The organism is Ruegeria sp. HKCCA0235A, assembly GCF_013033235.1.
In the GTDB taxonomy this organism is placed as follows: Bacteria; Pseudomonadota; Alphaproteobacteria; order Rhodobacterales; family Rhodobacteraceae; genus Ruegeria.
On sequence record NZ_WQDQ01000014.1, the window covers coordinates 1 to 26,181 of the forward strand.

Consider the following 26,181-nt stretch of genomic DNA (forward strand, 5'->3'; position numbering starts at 1 on the left):
ACCTGAGCAGAACGCAGCCATCATCGCAGCCTTTCCCGGGCGTAAGGTTGTCTATCTGGGAGACAGCGAATAGGCCCACGGGCCTATTCGGCCGCGTGCTGATTTTCACTCGGTACGAAGTTGCGCCGGAAATCCTTGGCAAACATCGTCCGGGTGAACCGGCCCAGCCCCGAAGCATGTTCGCCAAAGGTCTCGATGCGGGTCAGCAGGGTGGCTTTCACCCTTTGATCAACCTGGGTCTGGAATTCGCGGGGCGCATCGAACTGATAGTCCTGCAGCACGCCCTCATATCCCGAATTCCGCCAAGCCTCGAGATCGAAGGACGAGCTCCAGACCGGTTCGTGTTCAAGGGTTTCCGAGAAAGGCACATGCAGCATCACGGCGCTGTAGTAATTGATGATCGTGCCGAGCATTTCGTGCGCTTCGTGGTCATCCTTGTCCAGAAGGTCGCTGATGGCCCGTTTCAGGAAATCAAGTGCTTCGTCCAGCACGATGAACCGGCCAATCATCGAATATTTGCTGAGCAGATTGCCCCCCAATTCGCCGCTGATCAGATCATCATAATTTTCCTGCGCCCAGGCGACACAATCGGCGCGGGTTTCAAACAGCTCCTGCTGGTTTTCCTCCAGATAACCGGCCACCGCATCCCGGAAGGGTTTGGGGGCCTGATCGAGAATGTCCTGCATATGCTTGACGATCAGGAAGGGTCGGATGCCGCGGGAGCGCGCCAGCCGGAAGGCTTCTTCGAAATTGTCTTCGTAATAGAAGATTGTCAGCAGCAGATGGAAAACACGGGTGTCCAGATAATCCTGGAACGAGAAATTCTCGGACTGGACCACCATTTCCTCGGTCTCGACCACGGTTGGGCCGGTATATTTGCCCAGGCATCGGGCAACCACGCGATGGAGGGTTTTGAAGCCGAATTTCTCGCGACTGTCGGGGTTGGCCAGCGGTGCGCCGTGCAGCAGCATCAACTGGTGCGCCGCGACCCGGCTGACGCCGGTTTCGATCAGCTGATCGACGGCATCCATGAAGGATTCCCGGGTTTCACCGGGCATGCACAGGATCAGCTCGCCATAGGATTGCATGCCTTTTGAATGCAGCTCCTGCTGTACCTCGGCATAGGTGTCCAGGCTGATATTGTCGCGTTTGATGTTCTTCAGAACTTCCGGATTCAGAGACTGAACCGACGAGGTCATCGGCAACCGGCCCTTGGCTTTGCGCATTACCTTGATGATCCGGTCGCCGCGGTTCTTGCCCGTGGTTGTCCGGATGTATTTCGGCCAGTCGTACCGTTCCATCAGATGGCCCAGGTAATCGGCCACCTCTTCGTCCTGCACGTACATGCCGAAATTGTCGTCCGCGAAACAGAGCGGGCTGGCATGGTTGATGCGGGCGACGATGTAATCCAGATCGGCCTTGGTGCGTTCAAACGAATGGCGGAAGACCTTCGAATTCGATTTGACCGCCGAATTGCAGAATGCGCAGGTGAACGGGCAGCCCCGTGCCAGTTGCATCAGTGCAAACAGGCCGGTGTCGAAGAACTTGTCCATCAGCCCGGCCAGATAGGGCGAGGGGATTTCATCCAGATCGCGGATGCGGGGCGGTTCGTCCCCGCGCAAAATCTCTCCGGTTTCAGGGTGCACATAAAGCGCGCCATCGACGGCTTCCTCCCACATGCCTTCGCGGCGGGCACCGACATCGATGAACCGTTGCAGCGTGCTCAGGAACGCGCGCTCGCCCTCATACGTGGGGCCACGCACATGCATGTCGATCTGCGGCATGGTCCGGATCCAGCTGTCCTGCTCGTCTTCGGTCAACGGAAAGTTGGGGCCACCCATCAGGGTCAGGCTGTCGGGGTTCACTGCCTTGGCATAGTCGGCAAAGGACAGGGCCAGATGGTGGTTCCAGGAATAGCTGGAAAAACCGATCACATCCGGGGCGGCCGTGTCGATGGCCGTCTTGAGCTCTTTCGGATCACGAAAGATCGCGACCTCGATCGCTGTCGGGCTTTTCGCATAGGCCTGGGCGAAAGTCGCAAGATTTCCGACACCCAAGGGGTAGGTGTCCGATGTTGCAGTAACGAGGTTATGGCCGAGATCGGCAAGGTAAAGACGCATTAGTTAACTATCCTCGCGGTACAGTACTTATGTCAAATTTCAGACTCCATGGTCAGTTCGGTCGTCAGTGGCTATTGAGCCAGAATATTATATTTGAGCATTTTTCACACCTCCTGTTGCCAGGGAAAGCGATCTGTCAGCACCCGGGAAATCAGGATGAAGGCCAAGACTGCGGCCGGTAGGACGATTATCCCCTGCGCAGTGATTGGTTGAACCCCCATGGACAACAGGCCCTCCAGCGATAGGGCATTGAATGCATAAACCACCAGATAGGACAGGATATAAAAGGGCAACCGACCCAAACCTCTGGTGTCGAACACAAGCCGCGCATGGGTCATGAAATTCCACAGAACCCCACCGGAAAACGAGATAACGAGCGCGACTTGTGGGGGTAAGCCAGACAAGCTGAGAATGGTGAAGAGCGCATAGCCGAACGCCGTGTTCAGCACGCCCACCATAGCGAAGCGCATGAAAGACTTTTTTCGGGGTACAAGCAGTTTCTTCATGTTTGCGCCCCTTCGGATCTAAGAATGTCGGCCACGCCTGAAGTGATGTCATGTTGCGGTACAAAGCCGGCTTCATGCCGCAACCGACCCACATCTGCTGCCAGCCGGGCCGGGTCATCTGCTGCTCGGGCGATCGCACCCAGCCGGATCAGATCAGGGTGGGACATTTGTTTCGCAACCTCTTCAATCAGATCCCGGACCGGGATTGCAGTGCCGCTGGCGACATTGACCGGGCCGGTTACATCAGTTTTCAGCACGCGTAACAAGGCGCGTGCCAGATCGTCGACATGCAGGAAGTCGCGCTCCTGCAGGCCATCGGTGCAATCTACGGGTTGGCCCGCTTTGAGGTTCGAAATCAGGTCGCCGAACAACCGCCCCGGCGGTTCGCCCGATCCGTAAACAAAAAAGATACGGGCCCAGGCCAGGGACAGGCCAAGCGCGTCCTGCCCCGCGCAAAGGGCCAGCCCGGTTCCGGCTTTGGCCGCCCCGTAAAGGGTGCGGGGGTGCAGAGGGCTGGTTTCGGTCAGCTCCGGCACCGACCAGTCATATTCGGCGCAGCTTCCGGCGCAGACCGCGCGCTGGCCGCCTGTACGCGCGAATTCCCGCACCAGATGCAATGTGGCGGCCATCCAGTCCAGATTGGCCCCAGAGGTCCAGCGGTCGCGCGCCCCGTCATGCCAGGCCAGATGCACCAGATGACTGGCGCGGGCTGTTTCAAGGGCTGTTGAGGTGGCGTTGGGGTTCAGCAGATCGCAGGGGATGTCGCTTGCCGGGTTGCGGCCCAGCGTCACCACCTCATGGCCCGCCTCTGTCAGAGCCGTGGCTGTCGCGCGTCCGATCAATCCGGTTGCGCCGGTCAGCAGAACCCGTGCCATCAGCTGATCCTGACCTCCGGCACGGCGGTCACGAACCGGGTGCCATGCGCCTTCAGGTCGGACAGTTGCCCGATGACCTCGTCCCGGATGTTCCAGGGCAGGATCAGCACGTAATCCGGCGGCGTCTCGCGCAGGGCTTCGACCCCATGTACGGGGATATGACTGCCGGGCAGCAGCGTGTTCTGCTTGGCCGGGTTGCGATCAACGCAGTAAGAGATCAGGTCGGGGCCGATTCCGGCATAGTTCAGCAGCGTGTTGCCCTTGGCGGCGGCACCATAGGCGGCAATGGTGTCCCCCTTGGCATTTGCTTCGCGCAGAAAGGCGAGCAATCCGTCGCGCAGCGCTTCGACCTGAATGGTGAAATTCATATAGCCCTCAGGCCGGTCGAACTGCGCCGCAGCCTCATCCGCGCGGACCTTGGCCAGACCGGGCCCTTCGGGATGGCTGGCACCCTCAAGGCAGGCGAACACCCGCAGCGAACCGCCATGGGTGGGCAGTTCTTCGACGTCAAAGACGCGCAGGCCCGCCTTGGCAAAGATCTTTTCCACCGCCAGCAGCGACAGATAGGAGTAATGTTCGTGATAGATCGTGTCGAACTGCACTTCTCTGATCAGGTTCAGAAGATGCGGGAATTCGACCGTATAGACCGCATCGCCGGTCAGAAGCGTGGCGATCCCGGCGACGAAATCGTTGATGTCAGGCACATGCGCCAGCACATTGGCCGATGCGATCAGCACCGGAGGTTTCTCGGTCGCAGCCACCTTGCGGGCCAGCGCCTCGCCGAAGTAATCGACCAGCGTACGCACGCCTTTTTCTTCGGCTGCCGCCGCCACGCTGCCCGAAGGTTCGATCCCCAGAACGGGGATGCCTTTCTCGACGAAATACTGCAACAGATACCCGTCATTCGAGGCGATCTCGATCACCAGATCATCCGGTCCCAGATCAAGCCGGTCGACCATCTGTTTGACATAGGCCCTGGCATGGGCCAGCCAGCTGTCCGAATAGCTCGAGAAATAGGCGTAATCGGCATTGAAGATCTCATCCGCCGGTACGGCGTCTTCGACCTGTACCAGATAGCAGTCGTTGCAGACCCAGGCATGCAGCGGATAGCGCGGACAGGCCGTGCCCGCGCGCTCGGGCGGGACATAGGAATTGGCCAGCGGCGAAAGCCCCAGATCGACCAGCGTCTGGGTCAGGGCTGCGCCACAGCTCCGGCAAACGGGGTGTGTCATTGCGGCATCCTCCAGCGCAGATCCTCGCTCAGCGTGCCACTGCGGATATGCTCTTCGAGCGCTTTCAACCGCATCAACGGAGATGACCTGAAATCGGCATCGCCAAAGTTGATGTCGTTCAGCAATTGCAGCAGATCCCGGATGGTGCCTTCAAGCGTCTGAACCGGCTGATGTTCGGGTGCCAGCTGTTTGTAGAGCGAAAAGTCGACCTTGTAGGAACGGTTGTCGGGTGAGGCGTCGGGATTGATCGAAAAACTGGCCCCGGGGACCGCCTCGGCCACGGTCTGCGCCAGATCGCGGATCTGATAATTCCACACATCCGACCCGGCATTGACCGCCAGCCATTGGCCTCCGGCATCCTCGGTTCGGGTGATGGCCCAGTCGATGGCTCGGGCCATGTCGCGCACGTCGATCAGCGGCCGCCACGGGCTGCCGTCGCTCAGCACCGTGATCTTGCCAGCGGTGACCGCACAGGCGGCAAAATCGTTCAGCACCAGATCCAGCCGCAGCCGGGGTGACGGCCCGCAGGCGGTGGCGAAACGCAGCGCTGTACGCAGCATCCCCGGCGTGTCCATGGCCGCCAGCGCGCGCTCGGTCCCGATTTTGCTGCGGGCATAGGCGGTCAGCGGGTTCAGGGGCGCGTCCTCGGATCTGGCATCGCCTTCGGCGAAACCATAGACCGAACAGCTGGAGGCGAAGACAAAGCGCGACACCCCGGCTTCGGCGGCCAGATGAGCGGCCTGCACGATGGCATCCTGATTGATTTCCGTGGTGACTGTTTCGAACCGGGCACCCATCGGGTCGTTCGAGATGGCCGCCAGTGCAACAATCGCATCCGCCCCCTGGAACAGTGACGCATCGATATCGCGAATATCCGCGATGATCTGCTGGTTCAGAACCCGCTCGGGCCACGCATCATGCGTGGTCAGCCGGTCCGAGAAAAACCCGGGATCAAGGCCGATCAGATTGGCGTTGGGATAGGATTTCCGCAAGGCCGCTGCCACGACCGGACCAATATAGCCCAGATTGCCAAGCAGGATGATTTTCGGAGCGGAACCCAGCGTCATTCCCAGACCTTCCATGGAGCATTGCCTTCCTGCCAGCGGGCTTCGAGTTGACGGCGGTCGCGCAGCGTATCCATCGGTTGCCAGAATCCCTTGTGGCGAAACGCCATCAGATCGCCGTCTGCGGCCAGCGTTTCAAGCGGAGCGCGTTCCCAGATTGCGCCGTCCCCGTCCAACAGATCACCAACCGAAGGATGCAGCACGAAGAACCCGCCATTGATAAAACCACCGTCACCGCCCGGTTTTTCGGCAAAACGTTCGATCTGATCGCTGGCCAGCTCCAACGCGCCGAAACGCCCCGGTGGCACGACTGCGGTGAGCGTGGCACGTTTGCCGTGGCTTTTGTGGAACGCGACCAGCGAACTGATATCGACATTCCCGACCCCGTCGCCATAGGTCATGCAAAAGGCCTCTTCATCCTTGAGCAGATGCATGACACGGCGCAGCCGCCCCCCGGTCTGGCTGTCCTCGCCGGTATCGACCAGCGTCACCCGCCAGGGCTCCGATTTGCTGTTTGCAATCTCAAGCCCGCCATTGGCCAGATCGATCGTGACGTCCGAGCTGTGCAGGAAGAAATTCGCGAAATATTCCTTGATGACGTATCCCTTGTAGCCCAGGCAGACGATGAAGTCTGTGATGCCATGGGCGGCATAAATTTTCATGATATGCCAGATGATCGGTTTTCCTCCGATCTCGACCATGGGTTTTGGAATCCTGACGGTTTCTTCGCTGAGCCGGGTACCTAAGCCGCCGGCCAGAATAACGCACTTCATAAAATCGCTCCCTCGTTAACAACGAGACTGGCTACCAATTTACTCGTTTTAACCCAGACCCGTGACATCTGAGTTACTGCAAACATTCGCACGCATTAGGACGGCAGCGTTGCCACCCTGTCAAGATTCACAAAGCGACGAGTCGTGAGGTGCTGAATTTCCCGCTGCTGTGGCGCTTAACCATACACAATGCGGTCGAAGCCGCGACATTGTTGATGCGCCCTTATGGCCTGTCGATACAGTGAAGGACATCACAGAGGTGGTCCTTAAAAGCGGTCATATTGTCGGTGGAATACGCCGCACCCGAGTTGCGCGTGTCCCATGTTGCCTTCACATCCGGAAGGGGCGTTGGGGCCGTGCTGCGTCAGTCAGAAAACATCTTTAGGATTCAGGCCGTTGAGGAAAGTACATACTGCTTCAGACAGTGTGAAAGAGCAAAGGTTTCACACAGGTGATCCGGTTTTGGTCTGCCGCGGGTTTACCGACAAGGGCGTGGGTGCCGCGCGTCAAACCTGGCGGCTGATCGTTCCGTGCAGAAGGAAGGGACCTCAAAACGCAGAGGGTCCGTTTCGGGGACTGACAGGATTTTGTTGTGAATCTCGGATAACCTCTTGTAGCTTTAGGTCAGTGTTTTGGTATGGGTGTTAGTCATTTGAAAAAAGATATTGTTCCCGTTGTCGTCATTGGTGGTGGTCCAGCAGGGCTGACAGCAGCCTATGAACTTCAGAAACTGAGCGACACGCATGTTCCCCGGGTGTTCGAAGCCTCGGACATGGTTGGTGGCATCTCGCGAACCGAAACGCACAAAGGCTATCGCTTCGACATTGGCGGGCATCGGTTTTTCACCAAGGTGCGCGAAGTCGAGGATATGTGGCACGAGGTGATGGGGGATGATTTCATCACCGTGCAACGCCTGAGCCGCATCTTCTACCGCAACAAATTCTACGATTACCCGCTGCGTATCTTCAACGCCCTTGGCAATATCGGCCCCTACGAGACCTACAAGATCATCGGCAGCTTCATCAAATGGAAGATTCGTCCACGCCAGCAGGAAGACACGTTCGAAGACTGGGTCGTCAATCGCTTTGGCGGGCGGCTTTATATGCATTTCTTCCACAGCTACACCAAGAAGGTCTGGGGTATTCCGCCGTCCGAAATCCGCGCCGACTGGGCCGCGCAGCGGATCAAGAACCTGTCTTTGCCCAAGGCGGTCTGGAACGCGATTTCCGGGGCCAATGACACCGCCAGCCTGATCGAGGAATTCCAATATCCCCGCCTGGGCCCCGGCATGATGTGGGAAAAGACCCGTGACTTGATCCGGGAAAAAGGCGGATCGGTCGAAACCCATTCCGAAGTGATCCAGGTGAACCGTGATGGCAATCGCGTCACTTCGATCGATGTGCGCCACTGGACTGAAGATGGCGAAAAACACACCGAGCGGGTGGAGGGTGAAGAGTTCGTCAATTCGATGGCCGTTCGTGATCTGATCCATGCTTTTGATCCGCCGCCACCACCCGAGGTTGTCGAGGCGGCAGACCGTCTGCGGTATCGTGATTTCCTGATCGTGACCCTGATCCTGGATCACGCGGATCCGTTCCCGGACAACTGGATCTACATCCACAGCCCGCAGGTGAAGGTGGGTCGCATCCAGAATTTCCGCGCCTGGTCCGCGGAAATGCTGCCAGATCAGAACACCGCATCGATCGGGATGGAGTATTTCTGCCAGAAAGGTGACGGGTTGTGGTCGTCAAGTGACGAGGATCTCAGGCATCTCGCCAGTGAAGAGCTTGAAAAGCTGGGTCTGGCCAAGGCCAGCGATGTCATTGACCACGCGGTTATCCGGCAGCCCAAGGCCTATCCGGTCTATGACAGTGAATACAAGGACGCCCTAGACACGGTCAGCGACTGGCTGAAGACGCTGGAAAACTTCCAGACCGTGGGTCGCAATGGTCTGCACCGCTACAACAACCAGGATCATTCCATGCTGTCGGCGATGTACGCCGCGCGCAATATTCTGGGCGAGGATCATGACGTCTGGGATGTCAATGTTGAGCGCTCTTATCACGAAGAGTTTGAAGCCAAACCCAAGAAAAAGGCGGCGCCGCAATCCGCCGTCCGCAAAAGCACGGCTCTCTGAGGAAGGGGCAGCCCTTCAACTGTGGACCGCAGCGCCCACAGGTTTGTTGGCAGAGGACGGTCGGGGCCGGAATCTGTCCGGCCGGATGCTGACGTGATCGCGTAATCTGTTGATTTCGCGATCTTCATCCTGATGATCCAGCCGGCATCGCAGCCAAACCTCGGTCAGCAGCAACCGCAGCCGCAGATCCGGACCGGCCTCTTCGATGGTGTTCGCCATCTGTGTCCGGGTCAGGCTGAAAAGATCCCCCAAATGGGCGTTCCTGAAGTATTCCGGCCGGATCTCAAGCCGCTGAAACACCGTCGTCCAGAACCCGATCTTGATGCGCTGGCTCAGGGTGTTGGGGATGTAGCGGTTGGCAACCTCGCGGACCACCCATTTGTCGCGGATGAAGGGGTGTGCCTTTTCGAAAACGAACGGAGAGCCCCTGAGTTTGTAGCGTGCCGGCAGATTGATCCCGAACCGGGCAACCTGTGTGTCCAGAAACGGGAACCGCGCCTCGATCCCGGCAGCCATGCCCATTGTATCGTTGCGATGCAAAAGCGTTCGCAGATGGTGGTGCATGTAATCCAGGCTCCATTGCCGGCCTCTTTCCTGAAACTTGCGAGGCAGCTGTGCCAGGCTGTCGGCTACGGCCCGCTTGTCCTGCGCCATCTCGCGACCATTCAGGATGTCGCGGACGTTTTCCATGTTTCCCATCCGGTCAGGTGCCAGGATCGGGCCAACCCCCGGTATTGCGCGTATGGCCGAGCCCAACCCGCTGATCATCCTTTCATACCCGTCTGTCAGGCGTTTGCGGCCAAGCCAGGGGTAGCCCAGAAACAGCTCATCCGATCCTTCGCCTGACAATAGTCCCTTGATCCCTGAATCCGCCGCGAGCTGGGCGATCATCATCAGTGGCGCGCAATTGGGATGATAGGAAAACGGGTATTCGTAGTGACACATTACGCGCGGGATCATGTCGACGAAATTCTGCTCTTCAGCCTCGATGACATGCAGATCAAGTTTCAGGCTTTTGGCCAGTTCCGAGGCGGCGTCCACCTCGCTCCAGGTGCCTTTCACATTGGCGTGGAACAGGGCGATATTCTGGTGCTGGGCCGCTGCGATGGCAACGATCAGGGATGAATCCACCCCGCCTGAGCAAAACGCGCCAACCGGTGCATCCGCGAATAAATGCGAGGCCACGGATTTATGCATGAGATCCGCATATTCATCGACGATATCGGCAGCCGACAGGCCATCGAGGCGGGTCATCTCATCAAGGTCGAGAAAGTCGGTCAGGTGGAAGAAAGAGGCGATGTCGATATTGCCCGATCCGTCATGCCACAGGTAAGTGCCGGGCGTCAGGCTGCGGATCCCCTGATAGAAGGTCGGGCCGCTGGTCGGGCCTCCGAATTTCATCAGGTAAGCCGCGATCGAGTTGACATCGGGTTTCAGGGTTATCCAGGGTTCGAAGGCCTTGATCTCTGAACCGAACAGAAAGGCGGGGCCTTGTTCGGTCATGCCTTGCATCCAGTAAAGAGGTTTCATGCCAAACCGGTCCCGGGCCAGCAGAACCCGGTGTGTCTGCCGGTCGATAAAGGCAAGTCCGAACATGCCATCGAACCGGGCAAGCGCATCTTCGCCCCATTGGATCAGGCTGTGCAGCACCACTTCGGTATCCGAGGTGGTGCGGAACGGGATGCCCAGTGCCTCAAGTTCAGCGCGCAGGGTTCTGAAGTTATAGACTTCGCCATTGTAGACAAGGATGTAGCGGCCGCTTGGGTCCGTAAATGGCTGATCCGACCGGGTGTCGGTATCAACCAGAGACAGGCGTTGATGGGCCAGGCCAAGACCGGGCTCGCTCAGAATATTGCCGGCATCGGGGCCGCGGTGCCGAATGGCGAAACCGCTTTGACGAAGCCGTGTGACATCAGGGGATGAGGTTGTATCCTCTGGGAAAATTCCAAACAGACCGCACATCCGGCACCTCAAATCGCTAAAACTAAATTTTGGGTTCTGAAACGGATCGCTTTCGACAACCGATCAGGTCAAATATATAAAAGGTGGGGTGAACGCCGCATGTCGGGTCTTGTCATGCTATGTTCACGTTTGGGCCGTTTGTCCCGTATGAGGGGTTATGAAGGTACTGGTTGCGGAAGATGACGATACGCTGCGCGGTGATCTTGAATGTTTGCTGCGCGCCCGGGGTGATATCGTAAGACTGTCAGGAAACGGCAATGATGCGCTGTTTCTGGGAGAGACCGAGGATTGGGACGCGATCGTGCTGGACCTGGGGCTGCCGGGGCTGGACGGGTTGTCGATCCTGCGGGAATGGCGCAGCCGCAAGGTTGCAGCACCGGTTCTGATCCTGTCGGCGCGTGACAGCTGGAACGATATCGTTTCCGGGCTGCGCAGCGGGGCTGATGATTATCTGTCAAAGCCTTTTCATTCAGAAGAACTTCTGGCGCGGCTTGAGGCCTTGGTGCGCCGTGCAAGCGGGCGTGGCACGCCCTCGATCGATGTCGGAGATCTTTCGGTTCTGCCGGATGAAAAAGCTGCCTTTTTCAAAGGGCGCAGCGTATCGCTGACCGCTTTCGAGTTCCGGGCGCTGGAGCATCTCGCCCGACATGCGGGATCTGTTGTCAGCCGGGCAGATCTGATCGAACATATCTATGCCGAGGATATGGATCTGCAATCGAACGTCATCGATGTTCTTGTCTCACGTTTGCGTCGGAAAACTGCGGCGGGAATGGTGGAAACCGTGCGGGGGCATGGGTATCGGATTCCGGTAGATGACGCATAATTGGGCTACGATCCCCCGTCGCGTTTCGATTGCCACGATAGCGATCTGCTGCGCCATACTGGGTATCGGGGCCATGATCTGCATTCAGGTCTACCGGGCTCATGAAATCGGCGAAATGGATTTGCTGCTTGGGCAGGATTTGTTGATCGAAGCCCGGCGGGTCGCCTATGACGGGGCACAGGCTGAACTGCTCGAGAGCGTTGGCCCGAGCTATTATGACCTGACCAATGAGCAATGGTTCTGGCAATTGACGCGTGACGGGTCTGACGAAATCCTGCTGCAATCCCCGTCACTTGGCCCTGTCACCGCAGAAAGCTGGGTTCTGGACGTCCCGGAAGCCGGGGGGAATTTCGTAATCCCGGGCGGAGATGTTCTGCGTGGAAGGCGGGCTGCGTTTCCCGGGATGGTACCGGATGAGACATTGACCTTCCGGATTGCGGCCCCACTGATGCATGTCACGGAAGAGACCAACCGGGCTGCAAAGCTGATTGCATTGATTTTCATTGGTCTTGCCATAGTGGTTTCGGTTTCGGTCTACATCACCGTGAACAGGGGGCTGATGCCGCTCAAGCGGCTCAGCAATTCCGTGAAGGTCATGCGTAAAAATGACACCATCATAGACGATCAGAAATGGCCCCCCGATCTGGTTCCCGTGGTCGAGGAACTGCGCGAGCTGCACTGGCGCAACGGCACGATCATCGAAAAACACCGTCGAAAAAACGCAGAGCTGGCGCATGGCCTGAAAACACCGCTGGCGGCATTGGCGCGCGTTGCCGAAGAGCTTGAGGGAGATAAAGGAGATCAGATAACGGATTTTGTGGGGCGTATGACCGGTGTCATCAAACGCAACCTCAGCCGCGCGCGTACCGAACGCCCCTATGGAAAATCCTCTCCGGTGCATGCCTGCGCCGAAGATGTATCGTTTGCACTTGGCATCACACTCCGAAACAGGATGCCGCATATCGAAAACGCCATAGACGCCGGAACCACCTTTTGGGGCGAGGAGGCCGACATTCAGGAGATCCTGGGCAATCTGCTTGAAAACGCCTGTCTCTGGGCCAAGAGCCATGTGCGCATATCAGTGACGGCACCCGAACCGGGCATGATCACTCTGAGTATTGAGGATGATGGTCCCGGCATGGAAGCGGATAAGGCAAAACAGGGAGCGCCCGTTCAGAGAGGTGATCAGGAAGAGACCGAGGAGCATGGTCTGGGGCTTTTGATTGTACAGGATATCGCCGAGCTTTATGGCGGCGCGGTCAATATCGGGACATCACCTTTGGGAGGAGCCCGAGTATCGGTCATGCTTCCGGGGAAGATAGAAGCCTGAACATTTTCTGTTCACGTTGGATCATCAATACGAGAAAATTTGCTGCATTGATGTCGCATAATGCGCGCGATTCTCCCGATCGGCAAAAAACTGGCAGGGTGATAAGGCTTACATGTTATCAGTGAATTGGTTGGTCAAATGAAGCGACATTAGGTGAGAAAACAGGATATCTTTCGCCGGTTAACCTTCGCTTGCCTTGTTTTAACGAGTTTATTCAAGACGTGATGATATTGCGCCTTTCTTTGTTTCTGATTGTGTTGGCCGGTCTTTTGCTGGCCGGGCAGGATATTGCGGCAACAATATCTGCAAAAGCCGCGTTGGCGGACGGGGCATCCCCTTACTTCGTGGCGGATGATGCGTTGTTTCTTTACATCTGGGTTCCCTTGATCGCCTTGTCGGCTTCGGCGTTTTTTCTGGCCCCGGGCATGATTTTGGCATGGGGAATTCGTACGTCCGGAGATCGGTTTGAACATTGGCTGCTCAAGGGATTTACGTTGTCCCTGTTTGGTGTCCCTGCCATGGCGGCATTGGTTCAGGCTGTCAGCGGTGTTCAGATAACGGGGACGGCCTTCATCGTGCTGATCCTGCTGCTCTGCCTGATGGGCCTTTACCTGTTTCCGGCCCGTTCCGAGCCCAAGGTGTTTCAGGGCAGAGGCTGGGATATAGCAGGCATGGTCCTGCTGCCTCTGGCCGTCCTGTTGCTGATGTCTCCGAAATTCTATTGGGAGGCGCTGAACGATGACGGCGCGCACAGCTTTCTGAACGCAATGTTGTTCATAACCAGAGGTCTGCCATTCTGGCCTCCGGACTCCGGTGCAATCGGAGGATATCCAACCCCGAAAATGATGACAGAGACCTTTCTTCAAACCGGGTTTGTGCGGTTCTTTGGACCCTATGAAGTTTCCATTCGCCTGGCCTATCTGCCTGGCCTGTCGATCCTGTTTGGGGTCATTCTGGGGTTTGTACGCGCGTCGCCGGACGGGCGCACTGATGTGCGCTCTGTTCTTGGGCTTGGGGCTGCCCTGCTGCTGTTTTCCTTCGTGATGGCATTCAATCCGTCTTACAATCCGTATTTTGCCGATATCGCCCTGCCGATGACGCGCGAGCCGATGATCCTGTCGGGGGTGCTGGGCTATATCCTGTTCTTTACCGAACGGAAGTTCGGCTGGATGGCGGTTGTGTCCACGCTGGCGTTGCTGACCGCGCCGAACGGTATTCTGCTGATTGGCTTCTTTCTGATCTCCTATTTCCTGCTGACACGGCCCTTGCCGTTCCGGCAGGTGATCACAGGAGGGGTGATCGCCGTTGGCGTCGTGGCCCTGGCATCGCTGCTTGAAATGGGGCTGCAGTCGTCGGGACTGACAAATGTGTCCAGTGAGTTCAACACAGGCAGCATCCTACGCCGCTTGCGGTTCGTCACGATCTTTGACACCGGACGAATCCTGTTCTGGCTGCTGCCCTGTGGAATATTGCCTGGTCTGGCTCTGCTGGCGTGGCGGTGGCAGGACAAACTGTCCAAAGCCCTGACCCTGACTGTTATTGCCTATGTTTTGTTTTTCTATATTCAGGCCTATCGCATCCTGCCGCATCATTTTGCGCCCGCCGCAGTCATTCCGTTGATCATTTTCTGGCGCCTGCGCCCGGTTCAGGCCGCACCTGCACCGGCGTTGGTCTGTGCTTTGGCCGGGGTGGCGGTCAGCGCATGGATCAGCTGGCCGGAAACACTACGCCCCTTTACACAGACGCGGGACTTGGGACATCGCATTGTCATTGAGACCGAGGCCGCCCCGTTCCCCGATCTGGACGAGATGCGCGTCGTGCAGGCACTGCTCGAGAAAGCCTTCCCGCCGATCTGGACACAGGCCGAGCTTGAAAACCGCTATATGGCCGGTGAGCTGTCAGTTTATGTGCATGCTGGGATGCCGGCACCGGACAACACCGTCGCGGATTATTTCGTCCGCCCCGCATCCGAACCTTTGCAAGACGGAGAGATCATGATCGGCGAAGTGGTCGAAGATCGGATCCTGGTGGCGCGTGATCGGGCAGCTTACGAAAGCGACCTTGGAAACACCGACGTTCCGATCAGCATTGCGCGTGTCTATCACGTGCCATTTGACACAATTTTCGGACGTGGAACGCGCGGAACGCTGTACCCGGTGTGGGATATCGCGAAAATTGCAGGGTTAAGATAGCCGATGTCTATGCAACAATGTTTTTGCCCGAAAAGCCAAGAGCGGGCGGTTAAGTGGAGAACTTTATGAAGCAGAATCTCACCAAGTTGGTTGAAGCCTATCCGCTCCTCCAGAAGCCAGCCTATTTCGCTTATATCGGCGTGGTCAGCACTCGGAATTTCAGCCGTCGGTTTGCCATGAACAATCTTGGTTACCTGCCCAAACAGGTCTCGGACCGCGGGCAGGATATGTGGGTGATCAACGAAGTCTATAACGGCAAGCGCAATGGTTTTTTTGTCGAACTGGGTGCTGCGGACGGGTTTTCAGATTCCAACACCTTTGCTCTGGAAAAGCATTATGGCTGGACCGGATTGTTGATCGAGCCCAACCCCGTCAATTACAACAAGATCATCAACTGGCATCATCGTTCAGCCACACCAGTCCCGCTGGCGGTCGACCCCGAGCCCGGCCAGCTGGAATTCATGATCGACGGCCAGCGCAGCAGCCTGCTGGTGGATGAAGCCGATAACATGACCGAGCGCCGTGCCGCGAAGCTGGCTAGGTTCCGTGAGAAAGGCAAAGTTGTCACGGTAGAAGCTGTGCCTCTGGATGAGGTGTTCGACCGCTATAACGCGCCCAAGGACATCGACTATTTCAGCCTGGATGTCGAAGGGTCAGAGACACGGATTTTGCGCAACTTCCCTTTCGACAAGTACCGCTTCCTGGCGATGACAATCGAACGCCCGACGCCGGAGCTCAACGAACTGCTGTTTGCCAACGGCTATCATTTCGTGCGCAATTCGCTTTACGACTCGTTCTATGTGCACGAAAGCAATCCGCGTTTCGATCAGATCGAGAAATTGCCGTTCGAGCAGCTGCCTGCCAAGCAGTTCTGATCCCGGCCCGATTAATCAACCATGTCACGCGATCTGTCAGTTTCGCGTGACGCGCAGTTTCTGCTTTTGCCCCAGCATGTGATATTCGAACAGGCACCAGACATAGATGGTGGCCGAATAGACGTAATAGACCTGGTGGTAGAGCAGACATTTGAACGCAAACCACGGCCCGCCATGCCCGGACATGGCGCGCACCAGATCCAGATTGGCGACAAAGGCCGCGGCCAGTAACACAAAAGGCAAAGGCCAGCTTCCCGGCCAGAACGGCAGGGCCAGAAGCGACAGCAGCAACAGCCCGGCGATTGCGGCCCGTGCCCGCTCGGCCATCGAGGTGTTCAAGTCATCGGTCAACCCCTCGCGCGAGATCATCAGCCGGGCCCAGGGCAAGGCGCGGCAGAAGATATCCGTGCTCAGGCTGTTGCGGATGGTCCAGACCTTCAGATGTTTGCCCTGCAAAAGCGGCTCGACCAGGATACGTCTGCCGGTGGCCGCGATCCGGTAACCCAGTTCGATATCCTCGATCGAAGGCACCTCATAGGTTTTGACATCAAAGCCACCGACTTCAAGAAACACGTCGCGCCGGATGGCGCCACACCCGGCCCAGAAGGTGCGCGCCTCGCGGCGGGCGCGTTGATGGTGATAGCGGTGCAGAAGGTTCTTGTAGCGTGAAAACCAGGCCTGCCCGTCCGGGGCGTCATCATAGGATCCGAACACGGCGCCCACATTGTCTTCGGACATCGCCCGGCGAATGTGATCCGGGCCGTCCGGCCAGGCGATGACATCGGAATCCACGAACCACAGGATATCGCCCGTGGCCTGCTGGGCGGCCAGGTTGCGGGCCGCTCCGGGGCCGCCATTGACGGGCGTGGTCAACACGGTTGCGCCCATTTCCCGTGCCAGCGCCGCGGTGCCGTCGGGGGATTGGTCATCCACCACCAGAACCTGCTGCACCTGACCGGTATTCAGCATTTCAATCAATGGCGGCAAAACGCGCGGCAGCAGATGTTCGGCATTGTAGGCCGGCATGACCACGCTGATGGAAAGGGGGTGATCTGAACTCACGAAGGATCTCCGGCAATGATACGCGAAGCGCCTGAGCGCTGAACAAGGAAAAGAAAGGCGGCTGTAAAGGGCAACAACCACATCACGCGCGCGCCGTAACGATCCGCGGGTTGTGATACTCCTCCGCAGACCAGAGCGTTGACCGCTATTCCGATCAGGATGAACAGCGCAAACAGCTTCATGTCACGCGACACACTACCCGGCCGCAGCAGAATGAAAACGATAAAGGCAAAAGAGACGGCATAGATCACGCCGTGCACGATATCGGCCGTTTCTATCCAGCCCCTGTCCTGAGACAATGAACCGCCTTGGAACATATCGGGCCGGATATCTTCCATTCTGGCCAACCAGCGGGCGTTTTCCAGCTCCACATCCGTTGGGATCGTCATGGCAATGCTATAGCGCAATACCTGCTGATAGCCGTTCCGGGCCAGTGCCAACGAGGTGGAAAGAGGCCGGGACAGGAAAACCGCCTTGGCGAATTCCCGTTGGGACAGGGCAACCCGTTTCTGATCTTCGGGTGACATGAGCCGGAATGAACCCAGGTTGGGGGAGCGTTCGAAAATGATATGGGAGGGTGTCAGCCTGTAGGGATCATCTGACCACGACAGCGCTTCGTGTAGTGCGCAGGTGGGCACTTCGGCATTCGGACAGACCTCGTCCAGATAATCCATGCCCGGCCCGTCAACGATGAGCCGCGCAGTGATATGCGGCGTATAGACGACCTCTTTGTTGGTGGCGATTTCCACGGTGACCTGAAAGGCCTTGCGCTCGGCCAGTGCCAGCGCCAGAACCATCATCATCAAGATTGTCGCGCGCCAGCGCCGTGGTCTTTTCCCCCAGAGCGCGGCCAAAGCGACAAAGGGTATCATTAACGCCGCAACCGCCAGATGAGACGGGTGCAGAAGGGCGCTGAACAGGGCCAGAGCGGATATCAACAAAAGTTCCCAGGTCTGCATTATCCGCCCAAAAGCCGTCAGCAAGGCAATCACGATCAGCAACATCGGGGCAAAAATATCCGGCATCATGTAGGCAATATAAAACGGCAAAGAGGTACTGGCCGCCAACAACAAAGGCACCGCAGTCATCGTGATTGTGTTCTGCATACCGCCCAGAGACCGGCCAGCCGTTCGCGCCAGCATCCAGACAGCCAGCAGCGTAGCAGCCAGATGCAATACCGGAAGGGTGGACAGGGCATCGACCCGAACAAACGCGGCCATGATGAGGCCATAGATCAGCGACCGCGATCCGGTTGCGGTATTATCGTCATCGGCAGAGTGGGTTATACCTACTGCAGCACTTTCAGCTGCCGGTGGCAGGAAGCTGCTCAGGGCCACATTTCCCTGCCGGATATAACTGCCGGTGTCGAAGTAATAAAGCGGCCCGCCATTGATCAGAAATACGGACAGACAGACCAGCAGCGCCGCAATCAGCAGGAGGAATGCCCTGACCCTCCAAGATGGTTTATCTGAAGGAACCGACACAGTCATATCCGTTCTGCAGCCTGTTTCGCCATAAGTACGGTGTGCTGAAAATAAGCAATTATCGCCTTCAGCCCGTCCTCCAACGCCATTTCACTGAGATCAAAATCAGACGCGTTCATCAGCGTTCCCAGCAGCCTCCGTCAATCGGCCATAAAAAGTGGCGCCCCACTCCGGTCTCTGCCGGCATGGCGTTAAGCAATCATTTGATAGCAAGAAAACCTTCAAAACAAATATACTTCTGAATACTCATCACATCCTTGAAACCGGCCCGGCCCAGCAGATCCAGATTGCCCTGGGTGGAAAACGGCTCCAGCACGCTTTTCAGGCTGCGCGCCTTTTCGACGATTTCCTCGCTTGAGAATCCGTTACTAATTTTGAATTCGTTGTAGAGCTGAGTCACAAGATCCTGGAACCGCGCATCCGGCCCCCGGACTTTTTCGAACATGACAAACGCACCGCCCCAGTTCAGGGTGTTGTAGATCTTGGTGAACAGTTCCTGCCGGTACCGCGGTGGGACGAACTGCATTGTATAATAACTGACGATCATGTCCGCCTTTTCCATCTCCATATGACGGGCGTCGTCATGCAGAATGGAAATGTTCGGGACATCCGCACAATGCGCTTCGGCAACCTTCACCATTTCGGGTTCGACATCGATGCCGATCCAGCGCGCATCCGGCTTGCCGACATTATGTTCGGCAAGCTTGCGGATCAATTCCCCGGTCGATGTGCCGATTTCATAGCACAGGCTGTCATTGCGGACGAAAAAATCCGAAACCTGACAGATCAGGCCATGACCCATTTCGTAAAGAGGTACGGATAATTTGATGTGATCTACAAAAGTATCGGGAACATTGCCCCCAAAGGTCCAGTTCGCATTCTCTGCGGCTATGTTCTGGCCAACACCCATGCGCAACGTCTCCTCGCTAATAGGCAGGCACTATGAACAAACGGCGAAACAGCAACTTCCGATTGAGAATATGTGCCTGAACTTGATACAATAACACACCAAGGCTACACGAAACTCCTCGGTCGTCGAAGGAGAAATATGGAAGAGTCTGGGTTTCTGATCTTTTTCCTTTCTGGCGCGGTTTGCAGGTCCCCTGAGAAATACTGCGAATAGACAGTGCGCGGGAATGAGGGGGACTGTTTCTTATCTTTCACATCCAGTTAATGTGACAACACCGTCGAAGTGGTTTGGCCCACTCAGCCAGCTTGCTCAATTTGCTCGGGAGTACGATCTATCTGAGGGGTTCGCATCTCGGTTTCCGGGGTTATGTGCCGGAGCTTGCGCCAGACATCGAAATGCAGAATTCCGCGAAGAACCTGTTGGGCCAGATCGAACCCGTATTTCAACGGTCCCAGCGTCGCCACAAGATCGGCCTGAAAATCAAGCAGGTCGTCGCGGTCAGAAGCATCATATCCCAAAAGCCCCTCATAAAAGAGGCTGCCTTCCAGCGCGACTTTCTCTTCTATCAAGCTGCGGTTGAGCCAGCGCAACCCGCTGGGCACGTCTCGGCAGGACATGGTGTCATGCTTCCAGTAAGGCGCAGAGGACAGATGATCGAGCTGTGTGACAAGCCCGAAACGTCGCCGTTGATCGGGTTGCAGTACGGGCATGGACACCATGCGGGTGTTGAAGCCTCCGCCAAAGAACAGGTCCGGCGGCGCTTCTTTCAAACGTTTCAGTGTTTCGCGCAGGCTGGCTTTTGTCTCACCCGGGAAACCGACAATCAATGTAATGGCCGTTGTCAGCCCCGCTTCGCGGCAATTGATCAGCGCCTGAACATTGTGCCCGACATCGGATTTCTTGTTCATGTTGTCCAAAACGCCCTGATCGCCGGTCTCGTATCCGATATGCACCAGCTGGCAGCCTGCCGCTTTCATCAGCGCTGCGGTGCCCGGTTTGGCAAGATCACCCGCGCGCGCATAGCAGGTCCAGCCGACCGGGCTGCCTGCTTCGATCAACAGCTCGCACAGTTCCTTGAGGCGCTTGGGCGGGATGGTGAACAGGCTGTCCATGCAATTGATGATCTTTGCTCCTCCCTTGGCGTAGATCATCCAGTCGTCGAAAATCTTGCGGGCGGATTTGACCCGGAACATGGTGTCTTCGAACAGGAAGGGGAAATTGCAGAAAGAACACCGATAGGGGCAGCCGCGGACGGATTCATAATTGATCATCTCGAAACTGCGGCCGTGATATGCCTCGGCCAGTTTCCAGTCCGGAGTGGGCAGCCAGTCGAGGCTTTTTCCGGATGGGCTGCCGCTGTAGACCAGCGTATTGCCCAGACGTTCCACAACGCGACCGTTTTCAGGGGGTTCAATGTCGCGATAGCCGCTTTTGATCCAGCGTGCCAATACGGGAACAAGCATTTCCCCATAGCCGATGGCGACAAGATCGGCACCCGGAACATGTGTCCAGTCATCATGCAAAAGTGAAACCAGGGCACCCCCGACAACAATCTTGTTATGCGGTTGTTTCAGCATCTTAACCAGCGGTATGAGCTCGCTCATATCTCGCATCAATGTGCTTGAAACAAAGACGCATTTGCATTCACCCAGAAGTCGGTTGCGTGTTTCGGCATCAGCAAGCCCGGCAAAAGTGGTCGCTTCAAAAGCAATCCCTTCCTTGCGCAGATCGCCTGCAAGCACGACTTCGGTCAGTTCAGGAGCGCTGACATAGGATTGAGATGAAAAATACCGCTCGACTGCGGCGCGGTAAGGCGCCTTCTTGAATTTAGATTTCCGTCTGAACAGGGCACGGGCCAGCAGCATTTCGGCGCTGACCGCCTTCAGCGCCACATCCTGCCAGATGGCCGATGATGTGCGCATGATGCCCAATTGCCGGCCAAGCGCATCGACGATGGTGCTATTGCTATCCACCATGCTGCCGCCAACCGTCGCCCCACCTGTGACGAGAAGAACCTTGTCGGTTACGGCTGTTGCATTTCTTTCAATAATATCTTCGCCAGCAGACTGGCCAATCGCTTCGTACATTCACTCACCCTTTCGACGTATCTATTGTCGGGGATGCCTTTGACGTACTGCGCACCTGCCATATGGTGGCCATGTTTCAAAATGGCTCAGCTTCGCACAGTATCAGATCAACGGTGCTGAGTCTGTAATCGATTTGATCAGGCCTTCCCGGGGTGGTCGGCTTGTGGCGACCGCACCTTTGGAACCCGCGGTGATCATTTTTTTGCCGAAAACCGGCCCCGTAACAAAAGAAGCGTCTTGAAAAACCGGTGTTAAGTTGAGAGTAGAAACCTCAATTTACTGGCAAAGGTTGTTTGATCGTGTCCATCACTCCTGTTCTTCTCTGCGGCGGTTCCGGCACCCGCCTTTGGCCGCTGTCCCGGAAATCCTATCCAAAACAGTTCGCCGCCATTACCGGGGAAGAGACCCTGTTTCAGGCCTCGGCCCGGCGCCTGTCCGGAGAGGGGTATGGCGTGCCCTTGGTGGTGACCGCGTCTGATTTCCGGTTCATCGTGACTGAACAGTTGCTGGCAGCGGGTATTGATCCAGGTGCGATTCTGATCGAACCGGAAGGGCGCAATACCGCGCCTGCGGTTCTGGCTGCGGCCCTGCATGTGGCGGCATCCGACCCCGAGGCCCTGTTGCTGGTCGCACCATCCGATCATGTCGTGCCTGATGCAGATGCGTTCCGCGCCGCTGTGGCCGCAGGCGTGCCCGCGGCCCAGGCCGGGCAATTGGTGACCTTTGGAATCATGCCGGACCGCCCTGAGACCGGATATGGGTATCTCAAGCTGGCGGGGGCGCCTGACGGCACCGCGCCCGTCAAGCTCGACAGTTTTGTCGAGAAACCGGATGTGGATACGGCAACGGCGATGTTGGCCGATGGCAAACATCTGTGGAATGGCGGTATCTTTCTGTTCCGGGCCAATGATGTCATCGCCGCCTTTGAAACCCACGCGCCGGCGCTGATGGCCCCGGTCAAGGCAGCTTGCGAGGCAGCCACGACGGATCTTGGTTTCCTGCGGCTGGACCCTGAGGCCTGGGGGCAGGTCGAGGATATCTCGATCGACTATGCCGTGATGGAGAAAGCCGACAACCTGAGCGTCGTGCCGTTTTCCGCTGGCTGGTCTGATTTGGGTGATTGGGACTCGGTCTGGCGTGAAGCGGGCCCCGATGAAAACGGGGTTGTGGCGGCGGGCAGCGTTACGGCTATTGACTGCAGCGACACGCTTTTGCGTTCAGAGGCGGGCAATCTGGAAGTGGTGGGTATCGGCCTGAAGGACGTCATCACCGTGGCAATGCCTGACGCGGTTCTGGTGGCGGATAAATCCCGCGCGCAGGACGTGAAGAAAGCCGTCGAAGCGCTTAAGGCCAAGGGCGCAAACCAGGCCACTATATTTCCCAAGGATTTCCGTCCGTGGGGCTGGTATGAAAGTCTGGTTATTGGTGGACGCTTCCAGGTCAAACGCATCCATGTCCACCCCGGCGCGGCCCTGTCCCTGCAAAGCCATCACCACCGTTCCGAACACTGGATCGTGGTCGAGGGCACTGCGAAGGTCACGGTCGACGGCGACGTCAAACTGGTCACCGAAAATCAGTCTGTATACATCCCGCTTGGCGCTGTGCACCGCATGGAAAACCCCGGCAAAGTGCCAATGGTTCTGATCGAGGTGCAAACCGGAAGCTATCTGGGCGAAGATGACATCATCCGCTATGAGGACGTTTATTCCCGGGTCTAGAACGCTCCGGGAAGACAGCCTCAACTGAACGGATGATCGAACGGAAACGGGAATGGTGAAAGAGCTTAATGCAGCCGAAAAGCAGCAGGTTGTCTATGACCTGACTGAGGTTCTTTTGGCCTCAACCGGTAAGCTGCGCTACTACGGGATTGCCAGGGTCGTTGCCGAGATTGGCGCAGAACTGAAAAAACAGGGCACCGCCGTCAGGTTCGCCGTTTTCTCACAAGGTCATGATGAGCTGTTTGAAATCTTCCCAAGTCTGCGGGCAGATGGCGGGGTGGACCTGAACGTTCCCAGCGGAATCCGGCAAGTGCGTGTGCGCAGTCACCACTATACCAAATCCGTGTTGCGGGATCTGGCGCTTGCAGCTGTCCGGCCGCTGGTCATGCGCAGAAACCGCAAGGCCTGGGAAGCGATCGCACCGGGCATGACGCCCATAGACATGTCCGGCAAAACCCTGGTGAGCTGCGGGCGACCCAAGCTGATCGTCGAGATTCTGTGCGCACTGGATCGCAAGGGCGTGTCTTGCGACATCATTCCCATGCTGCATGACATGATCCCCTTGCACGATTTTGAACACCGGCTGGCAAGCTTTCCGCGCAACTTCATCGGAGACAACCAACTGCTGGTTTCGCGGTCCAAAGCCTTGTTGGCCAATTCCGAGTTCACGCGGCAGGAGATTCTGGATTTTTCCCAAAAAGATATCCTGCCTGAAGCGCCAGAAACCTTTGCTGTGCCTCTTGTGCATGAATGTCCGGAAGGAACCGAACAGGCTGAGCAGGACGCCCCTGAGCAGCCCTATATTCTGACCGTTGGATCAATGCTGGGCCGTAAGAACCTGGATGTGGTCTTCGAGGCGATGCGTATTCTGAAACGGGATGGAAAAGACGTTCCCACGCTGGTTCTGGCCGGGGCGTTGCGCCACAAGACCACGGCCTATCTGCAATCGGATGAATGCAGCACAATCCGCGATCATGTGGTTTTTCGCGAAAACCCCAACCAGACGGATTTGGTAAATCTATATCAAAATGCACTGGCGCTTATCATGCCCAGCCGAATGGAAGGTTGGGGTTTGCCCGCAGGCGAAGCGTTGTGGTTCGGCACGCCAGCGCTCTGCTCTACCGCGGCCGCTCTGAAAGAAGTGTGCGGAGACCTTGGCGTTTATTTCGACCCGGATCGGGCCGATCAGCTTGCAGATCACATCACAAGGTTGCTGACGGACCCGGATTTCACCGAACAACTGCGCACGCGCATTACCGCACATAAACCGCAGCTTCGCACCTGGACGGACGTTGCCGTGGACTTGCGCGGGGTGTTGCAAAAACTGGGTTACTGAAACCGCCCGGGGCGGATGCTCTGGCCCCCATATGCGGCGACCCAAACCACCACCTCGGCAATATGAATTCCGAAGCTCAGGACAAGATCGCGTTAGTTTATTGCACCCGGCACACCTTGGAAAAGCTGCAAAACTATCCGAAAAGAAGAAACCAATTCATCTGCGTGAATGCATGGAGAGTAAAAATGAATACCCCTACGTTTAACACAGATGGCAACAAGGTTTTTTTCGATATTTCCGGCTTGATCAATTACATCAAAAAAGTTGACCGCTACTCTGGCATTCAACGTGTCATGGTGGAATTGATCACGGAATTCACCAAACTCAGCGACCCGAAACTTATCTACCTGAGTTGGTGCGAGCCGCGTTCCGGGACACAGCGCTGTGTGCTTCTCGAAGAAATAGGGCGCGATACACTCGCTTCACCGGCGAAATTGCGGCAACTCTTCCATCCCAGGAAAGCGGCGCGGTCCAATCTTCCGGTTCTGGACAGATACCGGCGCAGCCCTGTGAAGTATTATTATCACCGCACCAGGTTAGATGTGATGAGCTTGCTGCGGAGCGAGGCGCCGTTTCGCAAAAAGGACATGACATCGAAAATGTGGCGTGCAGTCCGATGGGGGAAAGCCCCCAAAAGCACGTCGGGATCTCGCCGAACAGAGCAGCCTCTATTCGAAGTGGCAGCAAAGGGTGATCATCTTGTGCTTCTGGACAGCAGCTGGCAGGCGCATCAGAGCCAGGGGTTCAAAATGGCCAAAGAGCATGGGATGGAAGTACACACGCTTGTCTACGATCTGATCCCAATCGAAGCGCCACAGCTTACAGCTGGAAGCATGCCTTACATATTCTATGACTGGCTTTTGACCTCTCGGGAATATACGAGCCGCTACATGACGATTTCCGAAGCCACCCGGCGCGATCTTTTACGCTTTTTTCAGGCGCATGACATTCAGCACACCGCAACGACTGTTCCTTTGGCGCAGGCGGGACTGTCCAAAACCGAACCCGCAGAGAACGAGGTGCATCAGCAAGGCCCCGTGTCTTCCCGGATTTCGTTTGACGCATACCCTCAGCTTGAAGATGCTCGCCACCTCAATGCCCATTTGCGGAAAATTGTTGGTGAACCCTACGCCCTTTGTGTTGGCACGGTGGAACTGCGCAAGAATATCTGGCGCACGGCGATGGCATGGAAATATCTGGTTGATCAGGGTCATACGGACCTGCCAAAGCTGATATTTGCCGGTCGCAGGGGCTGGGTGACGACAGAGTTTGATCTTCTGATGAAGGGGACGGGCGATGTGTACGGTTATGTCAGCGAAGTTAAGGGCCCAACGGACGAAGAGCTTCACGTTCTCTACAAGAATTGCCAGTTTGTATTGATGCCCAGTGTCTACGAAGGTTGGGGCCTGCCTGTGGGCGAGGCGTTGGCTTACGGAAAGTCCGCAGTTGTCGCCGAGAACAGCTCGCTTGTCGAAGTTGGAATGGATCTGGTTGAATATTGTGATGCAATGAGTGTCAAAAGCATTGCCGAAGCTGTCCTGAGGCTCAATGATCCCTCTCACCGGGCAACCCTGGAAGACAAAATCAAAGTCGCGGATCTGCGCAGCTGGTCTGATGTGGCTCAGGATATGGGGCAGGCTATGTACGCACCCAGATAATTCAACGCATATTGGAGAGTTTCAGGCGTTTGAGCCG

19 protein-coding genes are annotated in these 26,181 nt (G+C 56.9%); 8 read left to right on the plus strand and 11 right to left on the minus strand.

The features are described 5' to 3' along the window. Window positions 1–83 precede the first annotated feature (83 nt). The 6 genes from GOW56_RS19360 to rfbF form a co-directional block, all read right to left on the minus strand. Window positions 84–2,120 (minus strand): B12-binding domain-containing radical SAM protein, encoded by a 2,037-nt coding sequence (locus tag GOW56_RS19360; protein ID WP_171120400.1) that lies wholly within the window; start codon window positions 2,118–2,120, stop codon window positions 84–86. A gap of 104 nt (window positions 2,121–2,224) precedes the next feature. Then, window positions 2,225–2,626, minus strand: coding sequence for a GtrA family protein (locus GOW56_RS19365; RefSeq protein ID WP_171120402.1), 402 nt, complete (start codon window positions 2,624–2,626; stop codon window positions 2,225–2,227). Further along, on the minus strand, window positions 2,623–3,501 hold the full coding sequence (locus GOW56_RS19370; RefSeq protein WP_171120404.1) for an NAD(P)-dependent oxidoreductase: 879 nt from the start codon (window positions 3,499–3,501) through the stop codon (window positions 2,623–2,625). Before GOW56_RS19370 ends, GOW56_RS19365 begins: the two co-directional genes overlap by 4 nt. Beyond that, window positions 3,501–4,733, minus strand: a complete 1,233-nt coding sequence (locus GOW56_RS19375) for a class I SAM-dependent methyltransferase (RefSeq protein ID WP_171206910.1) — start codon at window positions 4,731–4,733, stop codon at window positions 3,501–3,503. Before GOW56_RS19375 ends, GOW56_RS19370 begins: the two co-directional genes overlap by 1 nt. Continuing rightward, window positions 4,730–5,815, minus strand: a complete 1,086-nt coding sequence (locus tag GOW56_RS19380) for an NAD(P)-dependent oxidoreductase (RefSeq protein ID WP_217358843.1) — start codon at window positions 5,813–5,815, stop codon at window positions 4,730–4,732. The genes GOW56_RS19375 and GOW56_RS19380 overlap by 4 nt, the downstream gene beginning before the upstream one ends. Further along, complete coding sequence (rfbF, locus tag GOW56_RS19385) at window positions 5,797–6,570, minus strand: glucose-1-phosphate cytidylyltransferase (protein ID WP_171120408.1); 774 nt, start codon at window positions 6,568–6,570, stop codon at window positions 5,797–5,799. The genes GOW56_RS19380 and rfbF overlap by 19 nt, the downstream gene beginning before the upstream one ends. A 652-nt stretch (window positions 6,571–7,222) precedes the next feature. Here rfbF and GOW56_RS19390 point away from each other — a divergent pair. Next, entirely contained in the window at window positions 7,223–8,707 is a 1,485-nt protein-coding gene (locus tag GOW56_RS19390) for an NAD(P)/FAD-dependent oxidoreductase (RefSeq protein WP_224859183.1), read from the plus strand. A 15-nt stretch (window positions 8,708–8,722) separates the two neighbouring features. On the opposite strand, the gene asnB is transcribed toward GOW56_RS19390, so the two are convergent. Continuing rightward, on the minus strand, window positions 8,723–10,669 hold the full coding sequence (gene asnB / locus GOW56_RS19395) for an asparagine synthase (glutamine-hydrolyzing) (protein ID WP_171206912.1): 1,947 nt from the start codon (window positions 10,667–10,669) through the stop codon (window positions 8,723–8,725). 157 nt (window positions 10,670–10,826) lie between these two features. On the opposite strand from asnB, the gene GOW56_RS19400 reads away from it, so the two are divergent. The 4 genes from GOW56_RS19400 to GOW56_RS19415 all read left to right on the plus strand — a co-directional run bounded on the left by GOW56_RS19400 (window position 10,827) and on the right by GOW56_RS19415 (window position 15,889). After that, a complete protein-coding gene (locus GOW56_RS19400; RefSeq protein ID WP_171120414.1) occupies window positions 10,827–11,492 on the plus strand; it encodes a response regulator transcription factor in 666 nt (221 codons plus the stop codon). After that, a complete protein-coding gene (locus GOW56_RS19405; RefSeq protein WP_171206913.1) occupies window positions 11,482–12,822 on the plus strand; it encodes a sensor histidine kinase in 1,341 nt (446 codons plus the stop codon). Before GOW56_RS19400 ends, GOW56_RS19405 begins: the two co-directional genes overlap by 11 nt. Window positions 12,823–13,046: 224 nt before the next feature. Continuing rightward, on the plus strand, window positions 13,047–15,014 hold the full coding sequence (locus GOW56_RS19410; RefSeq protein ID WP_171120419.1) for a hypothetical protein: 1,968 nt from the start codon (window positions 13,047–13,049) through the stop codon (window positions 15,012–15,014). 65 nt (window positions 15,015–15,079) lie between these two features. Next, window positions 15,080–15,889, plus strand: coding sequence for an FkbM family methyltransferase (locus GOW56_RS19415; RefSeq protein WP_171120421.1), 810 nt, complete (start codon window positions 15,080–15,082; stop codon window positions 15,887–15,889). Window positions 15,890–15,925: 36 nt separating this feature from the next. On the opposite strand, the gene GOW56_RS19420 is transcribed toward GOW56_RS19415, so the two are convergent. The 4 genes from GOW56_RS19420 to GOW56_RS19435 all read right to left on the minus strand — a co-directional run bounded on the left by GOW56_RS19420 (window position 15,926) and on the right by GOW56_RS19435 (window position 21,432). Then, complete coding sequence (locus GOW56_RS19420) at window positions 15,926–16,951, minus strand: glycosyltransferase (protein ID WP_171172400.1); 1,026 nt, start codon at window positions 16,949–16,951, stop codon at window positions 15,926–15,928. Next, window positions 16,948–18,441, minus strand: coding sequence for a hypothetical protein (locus GOW56_RS19425; protein WP_171206914.1), 1,494 nt, complete (start codon window positions 18,439–18,441; stop codon window positions 16,948–16,950). Before GOW56_RS19425 ends, GOW56_RS19420 begins: the two co-directional genes overlap by 4 nt. A gap of 193 nt (window positions 18,442–18,634) precedes the next feature. Then, on the minus strand, window positions 18,635–19,345 hold the full coding sequence (locus tag GOW56_RS19430; RefSeq protein WP_171120427.1) for a methyltransferase domain-containing protein: 711 nt from the start codon (window positions 19,343–19,345) through the stop codon (window positions 18,635–18,637). Between the two features lie 296 nt (window positions 19,346–19,641). After that, window positions 19,642–21,432, minus strand: a complete 1,791-nt coding sequence (locus tag GOW56_RS19435) for a radical SAM protein (protein WP_171206915.1) — start codon at window positions 21,430–21,432, stop codon at window positions 19,642–19,644. Between the two features lie 299 nt (window positions 21,433–21,731). On the opposite strand from GOW56_RS19435, the gene GOW56_RS19440 reads away from it, so the two are divergent. From GOW56_RS19440 to GOW56_RS19450, 3 genes are all read left to right on the plus strand, one after another. Next, complete coding sequence (locus tag GOW56_RS19440; protein ID WP_371807921.1) at window positions 21,732–23,150, plus strand: mannose-1-phosphate guanylyltransferase/mannose-6-phosphate isomerase; 1,419 nt, start codon at window positions 21,732–21,734, stop codon at window positions 23,148–23,150. A 52-nt stretch (window positions 23,151–23,202) separates the two neighbouring features. Next, window positions 23,203–24,486, plus strand: coding sequence for a glycosyltransferase family 1 protein (locus tag GOW56_RS19445; protein WP_171172404.1), 1,284 nt, complete (start codon window positions 23,203–23,205; stop codon window positions 24,484–24,486). A 116-nt stretch (window positions 24,487–24,602) separates the two neighbouring features. Next, window positions 24,603–26,144 (plus strand): glycosyltransferase, encoded by a 1,542-nt coding sequence (locus tag GOW56_RS19450; protein WP_171206916.1) that lies wholly within the window; start codon window positions 24,603–24,605, stop codon window positions 26,142–26,144. Window positions 26,145–26,181 lie beyond the last annotated feature (37 nt).